The organism is Nonomuraea deserti (genome assembly GCF_004348685.1).
In the GTDB taxonomy this organism is placed as follows: Bacteria; Actinomycetota; Actinomycetes; order Streptosporangiales; family Streptosporangiaceae; genus Nonomuraea; species Nonomuraea deserti.
Window position 1 is genome coordinate 1 of the sequence record NZ_SMKO01000243.1, and the last position, 13,548, is coordinate 13,548.

Here is a 13,548-nt window from a genome sequence, read left to right on the forward strand (position 1 = left end):
CCCCTACGCCGCCCCGGCCCGCGCCGATGACCTGACCGGCCTGCCTCCCGCCTACATCGCCACCGCCGAGCTGTGCCCCAACCGCGACGAGGACATCATCTACGCCACCCGCCTGCTCCAGGCCGGCGTCTCGGTCGAACTCCACCAATGGCCCGGCACCTTCCACGGCTCACAAGCCATCCTGTCCGCCGAGATCTCCCAGCGCCAGATCGCCGAACTCGGCGCCGCACTCCACCGCGGCCTGGCCGGGTGACGCCAGCCGCCCAGGGCGTGCGACCACCGCCTCGACCGCGGGCCCGGTCGCGACGAGATCCACGAGAACGGAGATCCATGACCGCCACGGACCTTGCCCAGGCCAGGGAGCAGCCCGCCCCACCACCGGGTGCCGCATCCGGGCCGGGGGAGAGCATGGCACAGGTGCTGCGCCCTTACGGATGGGCGTTCGCCGCTGTCGTCCTGACGCAGGTGATCGGCGCCGTCGCGGGACTGGCGCCGCTGCTTGCGGTCGTCGAGCTGGGCCGTGTCCTGCTGTCGCCGGGCCCCGTCGACCACGGCCATGTCTGGACCGTCGTGACCGCGGGCGCGGCGGGCCTGCTCGTCCGGCTGCTGTTCACGGCCGCCTCGTCGGGGATCGGGCATGTCGTCGACGGCCAGGTGCAGCTGACGCTCCGCCGGCGGCTGGCGGCGCGGCTGGGGCGCGTGCCGATCGGCTGGTTCTCCCGGCGCGGCACCGGAGAGCTGGCCAAGGTGGTGGGTGAGGACGTGAGCGCCGTGCACCCGTTCATCGCCCACTCCCCCGGCGAGCTGGTCTCCGCCTTCGTGGTGCCGCTGGTGTCGCTGGTCTACCTGGCCGCCGTCGACTGGCGGCTGACGCTGATCACGCTGATCCCGGTAGGCATGGCGGTGTCGCTGGTCCCCCTGCTGATGCTTCCCGCCCGGCTGCGCGAGCAGGAGGAGTTCGACGCGGCCATGGGACGGATCGCGAGTTCCGTCGTCGAGTTCGTCCAGGGGATCGCGGTGGTCAAGGCGTTCGGCGGATCCGGGCGCGCCCACCGCAAGTTCCTCAAGGCCGCCGACGACTTCGTCAGCGTCTTCTTCCGGTGGGTGCGCGGCATGTCCCTGGTCGCGGCGGGAATGCAGCTGGCGCTGTCGCCGCCGTTCGTGCTGCTGGTCGTGCTGGTCGGCGGTGCGGCCCTGATCACGTCCGGCGGCATGGCCCCGGCCGACCTGCTGCCCTTCCTGCTGCTCGGACTGGGCCTGACCGCGCCGGTGGCGGCCCTCGGCCACGGCTTCGACGACCTGCAGGCCGCCAGGCGCGCGGTCGGCCGGATCAAGGACGTGCTCGAGGTGCCGTCGCTGCCGGAGCCGGTCGACCCGGTCGCGCCGCAGGGGCACCGGGTCGAGCTGCGTGACGTCCGGTTCGGTTACGACGACGGTTACGAGGTGCTGCGCGGGATCGACCTGGTGCTCGAACCCGGGACGGTCACCGCGGTCGTCGGGCCGTCGGGAAGCGGGAAGTCCACGCTGGTCCAGTTGCTGCCGCGGTTCTTCGACCCGGCCCACGGCTCGGTCCTCCTCGGCGGCGTCGATCTGCGCGACCTCGGCAGCCGGGAGCTCTACCGGAAAGTCTCCTTCGTCTTCCAGGACGTGCGCCTGCTGCGCGCCTCGGTCGCCGACAACATCGCGCTCGCGGTGCCGCATGCCGACCGCGACGACGTGGTCCGCGTCGCCCGGCTGGCCAACATCCACGATCGGATTCTGGACCTGCCGCGGGGATACGACACCGTGCTCGGGGACGACGCGCGGCTGTCGGGCGGCGAGGCGCAGCGCATCTCGATCGCACGCGCGCTGCTGGCCGACGCACCCGTTCTGGTGCTCGACGAGGCGACCGCGTTCGCCGACCCGCAGACCGAACAGGCGGTGCGCCGGGCCTTGGCGACGCTTCAGGGCGATCGGACGACCCTGGTCATCGCCCATCGCCTGGAGACGGTCGCCGACGCCGACACCGTCGTGATGCTGGAGAACGGGTCGATCGCCGAACGCGGCAGCCCCGCCGAGCTACTGGCACGGGACGGAAGGTTCGCCGCGTTCTGGCGGTCCCAGCGATCGGCGGTCGCCGACGCGAGCGGTGGCGTACGACAAGGAGATGAGCCCCGATGATCCGCATGCTGCTGCGCGTGCTGGGACACGAGCACGCCCGGACGATGCGCCGCACCATGGCCCTCATGACGATCACCGCGACGGCCGAGGGCCTGTCCTACGCGCTGCTGGTTCCCGTGTTGCGGGCACTGCTCGGGGACACGCCCGCGGACGCCTGGCCGTGGCTGGTCGCGTTCGGGGCCGCGGTCGCCGGCTACGCCGTGCTGCGCTACACCAGCGATCTGTCCGGCATGCGCGTCGGGACCACGATGTTGCGCGGCATGTATCACCGGCTCGGCGAGCATCTGGCCCTGCTGCCCATCGGCTGGTACAGCGCCGGCCGGGTCGGCGAGGTGTCCGTCATGGCCGGTCGTGGGCTCCTGGCAGCGATGAGCGTGGCGGCGCATCTGCTGGCGCCGTTCATCTCCGCCGTGGTGACTCCCCTGGCCGTCGTCGCCGTGATGCTCGTCTTCGACTGGCGCATGGGGCTGGCCGCGCTGGCCGCCGTGCCCGTCGTTGCGGCGATCCAGATCTGGACGGCGCGCTCGATGGCCGCCACCGATGCCGTGCGCCACGAGCGCGACCACGAGGCGACCGGGCGGGTCATCGAGTATCTCCAGGCCCAGCCGGTGCTGCGGGCGGGCGGCCGGGCCGCGGAGCGCTTCGCGCTGCTCGACGACGCGCTGCGGGGAGTCCAGCGCGCGTCCCGGCGCACCGTGCTGGCGTCGCTGCCGGGCATGGTGGGGTTGACGCTCGTCGTGCAGGCGATCTTCACCGTGCTGCTGGTCCTGGGCGCCTACCTCGTGCTCGGCGGGGCCATCGGCGCGGCGGAGGTGCTGACGATCCTGGTGCTGGCCGCCCGCTGCGCCGACCCGCTGCTGTCGCTGGCGGACCTCGGCGGCCGGCTCCGCGGCGCCCGGTCCGAGCTGGACAGGCTCGACCAGGTGTTGCGCACCGAGCCGCTGCCGGAGCCCGCCGACCCGATCGAGCCGGCGGGCCATGACCTGGAGCTCGCGTCCGTCACCTTCCGGCACGGCGATCGTACGGTGTTCGACGACGTGTCGTTGTCCGTGCCGCAGGGACAGCGGCTCGCCGTCGTCGGCCCGTCGGGTGCGGGCAAGAGCACCCTGCTGCAGTTGCTCGCGCGGTTCTACGACGTGGACGCGGGCGCGGTGCGCGTCGGAGGCGTGGACGTGCGCTCGATCGACCCGGAGGCGCTGATGGCGCGGATCGCCATCGTCTTCCAGGACGTCTACCTCTTCGACGGCACGATCGAGGAGAACGTGCGGCTCGGCCGTCCCGACGCCGGCGAGGCGGAAGTGCGGGCGGCGGCGGCCGCGGCGCGGCTGGACGAGGTGGTCGAGCGGCTGCCCGGCGGATGGGCGACGAACGTCGGCGAGGGCGGCGCGCTGCTGTCGGGTGGCGAGCGCCAGCGGGTCTCGATCGCGCGGGCGCTGCTGAAGAACGCGCCCATCGTGCTGCTGGACGAGGTGACCTCCGCGCTGGACCCGGCGAACGAGGCGGCCGTCCACGAGGGGATCGAGCGCCTCATGGCGGGCCGGACGGTGGTGATGGTGGCGCACCGCATGCGGACCGTCCGGCGTGCCGACCGCGTCGTCTTCGTGGACGGCGGCCGGATCGTCGAGGAAGGCGGCCACGACGAGTTGCTGCGCCGCGGCGGACGCTACGCGGGGTTCTGGGAGATCTCCATGGCGCCGATGCGCTGGTAGTGTGTGCCGCCGGCCAGGACGGCGGCATGGCGGGAGACAGCGCCGGACACGACGCGATGATCTCCTGATCAACGCCTCGGCATCGGGGTCGATCCCGCCTCCTGAGGTCGCCGGCACCCCCGCCCTCCGCCTGTCCCCGTCGTAGCCGGCCCGCGGCATCGCTCTACCGGAAAGCATCAGCAACCGTGCGCACAACGTCCCTCATCGCCATCGCCCTCCTGACGGTGACCGCTACGGGTTGCGGGCTGCCGTCTCTCACGCCGCCCACCGGGCAGGCCCGGCCGACCGCCTCCGCCCGCGGGTCGTCCCCCGTCACGCCATCGACGTCACCGGTCGCCACCGGCCTCACGATCGCCGACGCCAAGCGGGGCGCCGCGAACTGGCTGGCCGAACACAACAGGACGGTCAAGGACCGCGACTGGTGGGACGACCCATCCGCGATCGACAAACTGTTCTGGGACGGCACCAGGCACGAAGCGGTGATCGACCGGTGGGCCGTGAAGGACGGCGACAGGAGGAAGGAACGCGAACCGATCCGCCTGACCGGGCAGGTCTCCTACGTCCCTCGCGAGCAGACGATCCCCGGCGGACAGTGGTTCCTCCTCCAGGCCACGTACGCGGGCCGGGACCGCCCGCACATCCTGGCGTTCTGGCGCCCCGAGGGCGGAGAGTTCAAGCTCGCGGCCAAGAGCCCGTTGCACCACGGTCAGCGGGTGCCCGAGCCGCGGCGGGACGCCGAGGGTTACGTCACCGCCATGCCGGCCCGCGTCGGCAGGGAGATCGCCCAGGAGTACCTGGTGTTCTGGGATTACGACAGGCACGATCAGGAGGGTAGGGACGGCTACCGGCTGGCCGAGGACAACCACAGCAGGCGCGCCTATCGCACGGTCTCCAAGGGCGCGTACATCGGTTACCAGTCCTACAGCCGCCCGTACGGGTTCCGCACCGCGGACGGCGGTTCATTTCACGTCTTCAGCCTGCTCAACGACCCGCAGAGCATCTCGGCCGTCCTCACCTTGGGGGTGGCCACCCGGGGGAAGGGCAAGGCGCTCCACGAGATCGCCGCCGACTGGTACGCCTGAGGCCTCTCACGCGGGTCGCAGGTAGGAGAGCAGGAGCTTGATCAGGAGCACCGGCGTGAACCAGGCGACGGCCTGCGGGACGGTGACGAGCGTGAGGCCGAGCACGGCGATCGCGAAGGCCGCGGGGCTGCGCACGCCCGGTGGCGCGAGCTGCAGGACGGCGGCACCTCCCCACGCGATCAGGTAGATCGTCACGGCGGCGCCCCAGGTGAACGCCGGGACGAACCACGCCATGAGGAAGGGCTGGACGTGGATGCCGACGAAGATCAGGTGATGCCTGGCCGCCCGGCCGGGGGCGTGGAATTTGCGCTTGGCCGCCGCCGTGGCGTTGACGACGGCGCCGCCGTACAGGTCGAGGGCGACGATCGTGACGACCACGACCGCCGGCCATGGCCAGTCCGCACTCAAGGCCTGGTGGAGCGCGAGCGCGGCGCCGGCCAGGGCGGCGCCGTAGCAGAGGAGCCGATCGGGGCCGGTCGCGCCGGGCGCTATCAGCACGTTGTCGATCCGGCTCATCGCAGGCTCCGCACGCAGATCCGGATGATCGGCCCGGCCAGGTCGCCCAGGTCGAGCTCGGGGTCGGCGAGGCACTGCAGCAGGCAGCCCTCGACCGCGCCGACGATGACGGCGGCGGCGCGGTCGGGGTCGGTACCGGGACGGATCGTGGCCTGGCGCAGCAGGCCGGCGACCGCCGTGCGGTAGTCGCGGTAGAGGCCCGCCATGTCCAAGGGGGTGTTCCACACGTCCAGCTGGACGCGGGCGAGGTCGGCATCGGCGACCAGCATCGTCAGCGTGGAACCGATCAGCGTCTCCAGCCGGTCGAGGGGGTCGCCGCCGTCGTCCGCGGCGGTCAGCAGCGCGGCGACCCGGGCGGCGTGCGCTTCGAACGCGGCCTTCAGGAGCGCGTCGCGGCTGTCGAAGTACAGGTAGACGCTGCCCTTGGCGATGCCCGCCTCGGCGGCGACGTCGTCGATGCGGGTGGCTGCGAAGCCCTTGCGGGCGAACACCCGGACGGCGGCGGCCAGGATCTGCTGCCGCCGCTCGGTCTTGTCAACTCTCTTCGGGGTCACCCGCCGATTATGACTGACTGGTCAGTCATAATCAATCCGTTCCATCACCACCCCAAGGGCGGCAGCCGGCCGGAGGGAGGCTCAGCCGGGGCGGACGCCCGCGTTGGCGGCGGCGGCCACCTGGGCGGGGTGGCTGAGCTCCGGGTGGTGCCCCGCCCCGTGGACGATGGTGACCGGAACGTCGAGGGCGTCCCCGACGAGCGGGTCGTGTTCGCCGGCGACGACGCGTACGGGCACCGGGCAGGTGGCCGTCAGCGCTCGCAGTTCGGCCCGCTCGGCCTGCCGCTGCGCCCGGTCCAGCCGGCGCGCGGTGCGCCGCGCGACGCCGGGACGCCGCAGCTGCGCGACCGCGCTCTCCAGCGCCGGCCCGGCGGTGGTGCCGGGGCCGAGCAGGGCCCTGGCGAGGCGCGGGCCTGAGACCGTCCGCAGAAGAGGGCCGGCGAGCACCGCGGCGCGCAGGTGCCATGGTGGCCGGCGCTGGAGGAAGTGGGGCGAGACGAGCACGAGACCGGCGAGCCGCCCGGGGTGGGCGTGCGCGTGGCGCAGCGCGGGCGCGGCGCCCGCCGAATGTGCCACGAGGACCGGGCGGGTCCGTACGGGAGCCAGGAGCGCGGCGAGCCAGGCAGCGGGGCCGGCGGCGGAAGGGGCGGAGCGGCCGAGCCCGGGAAGGTCGGCGACGAGCCGGCCGGCCCAGCGGCGCAGCGCCTCCCGCACAGGCGGGTGGGCGAGCCCGGCGGCCCCGGCCAGCGCGTCGGCCGACGAGGTGTCATAGCGGTCCTCCGATATGAAGGTCAGCGACTCGGGCTCGGCTCCGGTGAGCGCGCGGGGCAGGCGGCGCACGAGTCCGGCCGGAAGGAGCACGCGCGGTGCGCGCAGGCCGAGGTGCCGGGCCAGCAGCGCCACCAGTTCGGGCAGTTCGGGGGTGGCGTCGTCGAGGACCCAGTGGGCGCGGAAGGGCCCCCGATCATGCTCGGGGACGGCGGCCAGGAAGCGGGCCAGGTGGTCGGCGGTGACCACGGGCACGTACGTGTGCCGGGAGCCGGGCAGCGCCGGGAGCCGTCCCGACCACAGGCGCTCCACCAGGCCGGCCAGGCCGAGGTACTGGCCGGATTCGCCGGTGGCCGAGTGCCCGATCACGGTGGCGGGATTGACCACCGTCAGGGGGATCCCCTGTTCCGCCGCCGCCCGCCGCACCGCGGCGTCCCCCTCGCGCTTCGAGGCCTCGTACGCGCCCAGGCGCCGGTAGAGCCCGGCCAGGTCGTGCTCCGAGGGCGGCTCGGCCGCCCCCACGCGGCATCCGGAGATGTGGACCAGTCGCCGCAGGCGCGGGCGAGCGGCGGCCCAGCGCAGGACGTTCACGGCGCCGTCGACGTTGACCGGCCGGGCCTCGTCGCGGCCCAGGCCGAAGCGGTACACGCCGGCGGTGTTGAAGACGTCCCGTACGGACTCCAGCCGGGTCTCGTCCTCCGGCGCGAGCGCGAGGCCCGGCCGGGTGACGTCGGCCGCGACGGCGGTGAGCCGCTGGTCGCTCACGTCGTGCGCACGCAGCCAGGCGCGCAGATCGGCGGCGCGGGCGGGGCCGCCGCGGACGGTCACGGCGACCGGCCGCCCCGCGGAGAGCAGCTCCGCCACGAGCCACCGGCCCATGAAGCCGGTCGCCCCGGTGACCAGAGTGTCCGGTGGACTCATGATGAACCCTCCCTCTAGACCGATCTACATATTTTGAACCGCAAACGGCCCGCGGTTTCGCGGCTCATCGGGAAGCCGACGACCGCGGCGATGAGGCGCCGCGTCTCAGGCGCCGAGCAGGACCGCCACCGACCGTCGTGCCCGCTCGACGGGCACCAGGCTGCGCCGGGCGCGGGCCAGGACGAGGGCCCCCTCGATCAGGGCGAGCAGGGAGCAGGCCAGGTCCTCGGCCTCCCCCGGTGGTCGACCGTCGGCGACCAGGCGGTCGGCCAGCGCCCGCTCCCAGCCGTCGTAGGCGCCCGCGCAGACCTGCTGGAGCGCGTCGTGGGTGGCCGCCACCTCCAGGGCGACCGTGGCGATCGGGCATCCCTTCGCGTAGCCGGCCGCCTCCATCCGGCCGGCCAGCGCGTCCAGCACGGCGTCGATGAGCGCGGCAGTGCCGGCGGCCTCGTCCGCCAGGCTCCTGATGAGGGCGTCGACCTCCCGGCCGGACGCGGCGACGGCCTCGGCCGCCAGTTGCTCCTTGCCGCCGGGGAAGTGGTGGTAGAGTGAGCCCCTGGGCGCCCGGCCGGCCTCGATAACCTCGTTGAGCCCCGTGCCGTAGTAGCCCCGCTCCTCGACCAGCGTGCGCGCGGCGTCGATGAGCCGCGCCCGCGTCTGCTCCCCCTTGATCGCCATGCCGATAAAGTAGACCGATCTACATATTTTGTCCACCCGCGCGATGGCGCCTCGGATCCGGCCGGGCGCGGTGTGTCTCGCCCCCGGGATGGTTTCGCCGGGTCTGCCGGGGGAACCGGGGCGGACCAGGGCGACGGAGAGGCGGGCGAGATGGCGCGCAGGCTGGTGGCGATCGGCAACCCGGCGGCGGGCGGCGACGACGACGAGACGCGGCAGGCGGTGCTGCGCACGCTGGAGAGCGAGGCCGACGTCGTGGCCCCCGTCGTGGCGGCGCCCGGGGACGTCGGCCGCGTCCTGGCCGCGCACCCCGACCGCGACCCCGTGGTGCTGGGCGGCGACGGCACCCTGCACACGGTGCTGGCGGCCCTCTTCGCCCGCGGCGAGCTCGCCGACCGGCCGGTGAGGCTGATCCCGATGGGCACCGGCAACGACCTGGCGCGTTCCCTGGGCGTCCCGCTGGACCCCGAGAAGGCCGCACTGCTGGTGCTGCGCGGCACCGAGCGGCCGCTCGACCTGCTGGTCGACGACGAGGGCGGGATCGTGATGAACGCCGTGCACGTCGGCGCGGGCGCGCTGGCCTCGCAGCAGGCGGCCCCGCTCAAGCCGGTGCTGCGCCGGGCCGCGTACGCCGTGGGCGCGCTGCTCGCGGGGATCCGCAGCCGGGGCTGGCGGCTGCGGGTGCGCGCCGACGGCGTTGTCGTCGCGTCCGGGCGCCGGCGCGTGCTCATGGTGGGCGTCGGCAACGGCGCCACGATCGGCGGCGGCACCCCGCTGGCGCCGGACGCGCACCTGGACGACGGGCTGGCCGACGTCGTCGTCTCCTTCGCCGTCTCCCCCTGGGCACGGCTCGCGTACGCGCTGCGGATGCGGCGCGGCGAGCACCCCGAGCGCGGCGACGTCGTCACCGTCAGGGCGAGCGCGGTCGTCATCGAGGGCGAGCCCGTGCCGGCCAACGCCGACGGCGAACTGCTCCCGGCCGCGTCCGTCTGGTCCTGGACGGTACGCCCCGGAGCGTGGCGGCTCATCGCGCCGGACCGTGACGCTTGACCCTTGTGAGACCATCGGTCAGGAACGCGTGATGATCGCGCGCCGGCCGGCCCCCGCCCGGACGCGGACGGCCCCGCCGGCGCGCGGTGGATGGGAGGATCCCATGTGGTTGTCCGGCCGGCTCATCGTGGTGTTACCCCTGGTGGCGACGTTCGCGGGCGGGGGTGAGGCCGGCGCGGCGACCGCCGCCGTCCCGCCGCCGGCGATCATCGAGGCCGACTTCCCCGACCCCGACGTCATCCAGGCCGGATCCACCTTCTACGCCTACTCCACCAGCAGCCGGGCCGGCCGCATCCAGGTGGCCGGCGCGCCGTCGCCCACCGGGCCGTGGACCGTACGCGGTGACGCCCTGCCCGACAAGCCGTCCTGGGCGGGCGACGGCGGTTTCTGGGCGCCCGACGTGACCCGCCGCGCGGACGGGCAGTACCTCATGTACTTCACCGGCCCGAGCACCGCGACCAAGCGCATGTGCATCGGCGCCGCGCTGTCGCCCACCCCGCTCGGTCCGTTCCGGCCCATCGGCGACGGCCCGCTCGTCTGCGACCCGGCCGAGGGCGGCGACATCGACCCGTCGAGCTTCGTCGACACCGACGGCACGCGCTATTTGCTGTACAAGAACGACGGCAACGCCGTGGGCAGGCCCGCCATCATCTGGCTGCAGCAGGTGGAGGCCGACGGCGTCACCTTCACCGGGCCCAGGAGGGAGCTCATCCGCAACGACCGCCCGGAGGAGGCCGGCGTGATCGAGGCGCCGGTGCTGGTCAAACGCCCGTCGCAGTACGTGCTGTTCTACTCGGGCGGCTCCTACACCGGCAACTCCTACTTCACCGGCTACGCCACCGCCCCCTCGCTCGCCGGCCCTTACACCAAGGCGTACCGGCCGCTCATGACGACCGGCACCTTCGACGGCGCGGTGCAGGGCCCGGGCGGCACCGACGTGCTGGGCGAGCGCGTCTATTTCCACGGCTGGGTCGGAAACGCGCGCTGGATGTACACGGCGGACCTGGGCTGGGCCGGCGACTATCCCGTCGTGCGCGGCAGCCGGGTCCGCTACGAGGCCGAGCGCGGCACGGTCAACCACGCGGAGGTCCGCACGGGCGCGGCCGGCGCGTCGCAGGGCGCCGTGGTGGCGAAGCTGGACCACGCCGACAGCTGGGTCGACATCAGGGTGTTCGCGCCGGTGGGCGGCGCCTACACCGCGAACGTGGCGTACGCCGCCGGATACGGCGACGCCCAGCACACCCTGACGGTGAACGGGTCGGCGCAGGCCACCGTGGACTACCCCGACCGCGGCTGGGACAACTGGACCCAGGTCCAGGCGACGGTCAATCTGGTCGCGGGGTGGAACACGCTGCGCCTGCGGCACCTGACGCGGTGGGCCGAACTCGACTACGTCGAGCTCGCCTGATCGGGGCCGCCGCCGGCCGCGCGTTCCCTGAGCACGGTCTTCTGGATCTTGCCGGTGGAGGTCTTGGGCAGGTCGCAGAAGACCACCTCCCGGGGCGCCTTGAAGTGGGCGAGGCGCCCCCTGACGTGCTCGACGAGCTCGCCCTCGGTGACGCTCGCGCCGGAGGCCAGGCTGACGTACGCGACCGGCACCTCGCCCCAGTGCGGGTCGGGCCGCGCGACGACGGCGGCCTCCTGCACGGCCGGATGGCTCACCAGAGCGTTCTCCACCTCGACGGAGGCGATGTTCTCGCCGCCTGAGATGATCACGTCCTTGGCGCGGTCGACGACCTGCACGTAGCCGTCGGGGTGGGCCACCGCCAGGTCGCCCGTACGGAACCAGCCGTCGGGCGCGGCCGTGCCGGTGGCGGCCGGGTCGCGGTGGTAGCCCACCATGACGTCGTTGCCGCGCATCGCGATCTCGCCGACGGTCGCGGCGTCGGCCGGCACGTCCTCGCCGTGCTCGTCGACGACCCGGACGCGCTGGGCGATCACGTTGCCGACGCCCTGCCGCGCGGTCAGCGCCGCGAGTTCGCCGGCGTCCAGGCCGGCCCATTCCGGCTGCGGCTGGCAGATGGCCGCGGGCCCGTACGTCTCGGTGAGCCCGTACAGGTGGATCACGTCGATGCCCGCCTGCAGCGCGCGCCCGAGCAGCGCGGGGCTCGGGGGCGCGCCGCCCACGCAGGCGAGCAGGCGCGGGTCGAGGGAACCGGTGGGCGCGTCCTGGTGGGCCAGCAGCGACGTGAGCACGGTCGGGGCGCCGCACAGGTGGGTGACGCGGTGCTCGCGGATCAGGCGCCAGGCCTCCCCCGGCTCCACCTTGGGCAGGCAGACGTGCCGGCCGCCGGCCAGGGTGACCGCCCAGGGGAAGCACCACCCGTGGCAGTGGAACATGGGCAGCGTCCACAGGTAGCCGCTGGCCGCGTCGAGCCTGGCGTGCAGCGCCATCGCCATCGACTGCAGGTAGGCGCCCCTGTGGTGGTAGACGACCCCTTTCGGCCGGCCCGTCGTCCCGCTCGTGTAGTTGATCGACAGCGGCGCCAGCTCGTCCTCCACCGGGACCAGGAGCGGCTCTGCGCCGGCGCGCAACGCGTCGTACGCGGCGGGGGGCACCAGCAGCGGGCGTGCCGCGCTCGTGGCGGCCGCCGCCCGCGCCGCCGCGGCGAGGCCGTCGTCGTGCAGGAGCACGGACACCTCGGCGTGGTCGAGGATGTACGCCAGCTCGCCGGGCGACAGGCGGATGTTCATCGGCACCAGGACGGCGCCGCCCGCCGGCACCGCGAAGGTCGCCTCCAGCAGCATGTGGCCGTTGGCGGCGAGCACGGCCACCCGGTCGCCGGGTCGCACCCCCGCCCCGGCCAGGCCGCCGGCGACCTGGCGCACCCGCTGCCACAACTCGGCGTAGGTGAGCGTCAGCGCGCCGTCGAGCACCGCGGGGCGCCGCGCGAACACGGTCGCCGACCGTTCGAGGAAGCTCGTCGGGGTCAGCGGCTCGAACGACAGACCGGACATCCGTCCCTCCTGCCTGGGCTGTGCGAAAGGGCTGCCTGATCGATCGTCGCACGGCGGGGCCGCGCCGCGGGAGACCGCACCATCCGCCGGACGACCTCCCTATATGGCGCCCTTAAAGCGGATTTATATCGCTCCTTTCTACGCTGGCGGAATGTCGAGTGTTGAAGACCGCTCACTGGCGGGGCGCTACCGCCTTCTCTCGCCGATAGGCACCGGCGGCATGGGCACGGTCTGGCGCGCGCACGACGAGCGGCTGGACCGGGAGGTCGCGATCAAGGAGGTACGTCTCCCGCCCGAGCTCGGCCCCGGCGAGCGCGCCGAACTCTGCGCCCGCATGGTGCGGGAGGCGCAGGCGGCCAGCCGGCTCAAGCACCCGGGCATCGTCACCGTGCACGACGTGCTCACCAGGGACGACCGCCCGTGGATCGTCATGCGGCTGCTGCGCGGCCGGCCGCTCGACCGGGTGATCCGCGACTCGGGGACGCTGCCCGTGCGCCGGGTGGCGCGGCTCGGCCTCGGCGTGCTGGACGCGCTCGCCACCGCCCACGCCGCGGGCGTGCTGCACCGCGACATCAAGCCGGGCAACATCTTCCTCGGCGAGGACGGCGCGCCGGTCCTGACCGACTTCGGCATCGCCACGGTCGAGGGCCAGGCGACGATCACCCAGTCGGGGATGCTGGTCGGCTCCCCCGGCTACATCGCCCCCGAACGGCTGCGCGGGGAACGCCCCGGCCCGCAGTCGGACCTGTGGTCGCTGGCCGCGACGCTGTACGAGGCGGCCGAGGGCGAGCCCGCGCACCCGGGCGGCGACGCGATGGCGGTGCTGGCCAGGGTCCTCACCGAGGAGGCGCGACCGCCGCGGCGGTCGGGGCCGCTCGGGCCGCTGCTGACCCGCATGCTGGCGCGCGAGCCCGCCCAGCGCCCGGCCCCCGAGCTGGTACGCCGCACGCTGGCGAGCGTCGCCGAGGACGCCGAACCGCCGCCGCTGCCCGCGCCCGCCGCCCTTCCCGCCGGGCGGAGCACCCGGCCGTTTCCCGGGATGGACGGGCGCCGCCGGCGGCTGGGCCTGGCCGCGGGCGCGGCCGCCCTGCTCGTCGTGGCCGGCACGCTCGCCGTCACGAACCTGCGGGGGGAGGAACCCCCTCCCGTGGCCTC

General features: G+C 74.0%; 12 protein-coding genes. 7 read left to right on the forward strand and 5 right to left on the reverse strand.

The features are described 5' to 3' along the window. The 4 genes from E1292_RS45220 to E1292_RS45235 all read left to right on the forward strand — a co-directional run. Window positions 1-253 (forward strand): alpha/beta hydrolase fold domain-containing protein (locus E1292_RS45220; protein WP_165975077.1); only part of this gene is annotated, 253 nt, incomplete at its 5' end. Between the two features lie 77 nt (window positions 254-330). Then, complete coding sequence (locus tag E1292_RS45225) at window positions 331-2,160, forward strand: ABC transporter ATP-binding protein (protein WP_132605967.1); 1,830 nt, start codon at window positions 331-333, stop codon at window positions 2,158-2,160. Further along, a complete protein-coding gene (locus E1292_RS45230) occupies window positions 2,157-3,869 on the forward strand; it encodes an ABC transporter ATP-binding protein (RefSeq protein ID WP_132605968.1) in 1,713 nt (570 codons plus the stop codon). The genes E1292_RS45225 and E1292_RS45230 overlap by 4 nt, the downstream gene beginning before the upstream one ends. A 185-nt stretch (window positions 3,870-4,054) precedes the next feature. Continuing rightward, window positions 4,055-4,951, forward strand: coding sequence for a DUF8094 domain-containing protein (locus E1292_RS45235; RefSeq protein ID WP_132605969.1), 897 nt, complete (start codon window positions 4,055-4,057; stop codon window positions 4,949-4,951). Between the two features lie 6 nt (window positions 4,952-4,957). Here the strand turns inward: E1292_RS45235 and E1292_RS45240 are convergent, their stop codons facing one another. The 4 genes from E1292_RS45240 to E1292_RS45255 form a co-directional block, all read right to left on the reverse strand. Further along, window positions 4,958-5,467, reverse strand: coding sequence for a hypothetical protein (locus tag E1292_RS45240; protein ID WP_132605970.1), 510 nt, complete (start codon window positions 5,465-5,467; stop codon window positions 4,958-4,960). Beyond that, a complete protein-coding gene (locus tag E1292_RS45245) occupies window positions 5,464-6,021 on the reverse strand; it encodes a TetR/AcrR family transcriptional regulator (RefSeq protein ID WP_132605971.1) in 558 nt (185 codons plus the stop codon). Before E1292_RS45245 ends, E1292_RS45240 begins: the two co-directional genes overlap by 4 nt. An 81-nt stretch (window positions 6,022-6,102) precedes the next feature. After that, entirely contained in the window at window positions 6,103-7,710 is a 1,608-nt protein-coding gene (locus E1292_RS45250; protein ID WP_132605972.1) for an alpha/beta fold hydrolase, read from the reverse strand. Window positions 7,711-7,815: 105 nt separating this feature from the next. Continuing rightward, the gene (locus E1292_RS45255; protein ID WP_132605973.1) at window positions 7,816-8,388 is read right to left on the reverse strand and encodes a TetR/AcrR family transcriptional regulator; all 573 of its coding nucleotides are present in this window, start codon (window positions 8,386-8,388) and stop codon (window positions 7,816-7,818) included. Window positions 8,389-8,538: 150 nt separating this feature from the next. Here E1292_RS45255 and E1292_RS45260 point away from each other — a divergent pair, with 150 nt between their 5' ends. Beyond that, the gene (locus tag E1292_RS45260) at window positions 8,539-9,435 is read left to right on the forward strand and encodes a diacylglycerol/lipid kinase family protein (RefSeq protein ID WP_132605974.1); all 897 of its coding nucleotides are present in this window, start codon (window positions 8,539-8,541) and stop codon (window positions 9,433-9,435) included. Between the two features lie 103 nt (window positions 9,436-9,538). Further along, complete coding sequence (locus tag E1292_RS45265; RefSeq protein WP_132605975.1) at window positions 9,539-10,843, forward strand: family 43 glycosylhydrolase; 1,305 nt, start codon at window positions 9,539-9,541, stop codon at window positions 10,841-10,843. Here the strand turns inward: E1292_RS45265 and E1292_RS45270 are convergent. After that, window positions 10,825-12,393, reverse strand: a complete 1,569-nt coding sequence (locus E1292_RS45270) for an AMP-binding protein (RefSeq protein ID WP_132605976.1) — start codon at window positions 12,391-12,393, stop codon at window positions 10,825-10,827. The genes E1292_RS45265 and E1292_RS45270 overlap by 19 nt on opposite strands. A gap of 151 nt (window positions 12,394-12,544) precedes the next feature. On the opposite strand from E1292_RS45270, the gene E1292_RS45275 reads away from it, so the two are divergent. After that, on the forward strand, window positions 12,545-13,548 hold a 1,004-nt coding region (locus tag E1292_RS45275; RefSeq protein ID WP_165975078.1), incomplete at its 3' end, for a serine/threonine-protein kinase.

Coding starts and splice junctions, on each gene's coding strand:
- E1292_RS45225 (WP_132605967.1), top strand. CDS start 331: ATGACCGCCACGGACCTTGCCCAGGCCAGGGAGCAGCCCGCCCCACCA.
- E1292_RS45230 (WP_132605968.1), top strand. CDS start 2,157: ATGATCCGCATGCTGCTGCGCGTGCTGGGACACGAGCACGCCCGGACG.
- E1292_RS45240 (WP_132605970.1), bottom strand. CDS start 5,467: ATGAGCCGGATCGACAACGTGCTGATAGCGCCCGGCGCGACCGGCCCC.
- E1292_RS45250 (WP_132605972.1), bottom strand. CDS start 7,710: ATGAGTCCACCGGACACTCTGGTCACCGGGGCGACCGGCTTCATGGGC.
- E1292_RS45255 (WP_132605973.1), bottom strand. CDS start 8,388: ATGGCGATCAAGGGGGAGCAGACGCGGGCGCGGCTCATCGACGCCGCG.
- E1292_RS45260 (WP_132605974.1), top strand. CDS start 8,539: ATGGCGCGCAGGCTGGTGGCGATCGGCAACCCGGCGGCGGGCGGCGAC.
- E1292_RS45265 (WP_132605975.1), top strand. CDS start 9,539: ATGTGGTTGTCCGGCCGGCTCATCGTGGTGTTACCCCTGGTGGCGACG.
- E1292_RS45270 (WP_132605976.1), bottom strand. CDS start 12,393: ATGTCCGGTCTGTCGTTCGAGCCGCTGACCCCGACGAGCTTCCTCGAA.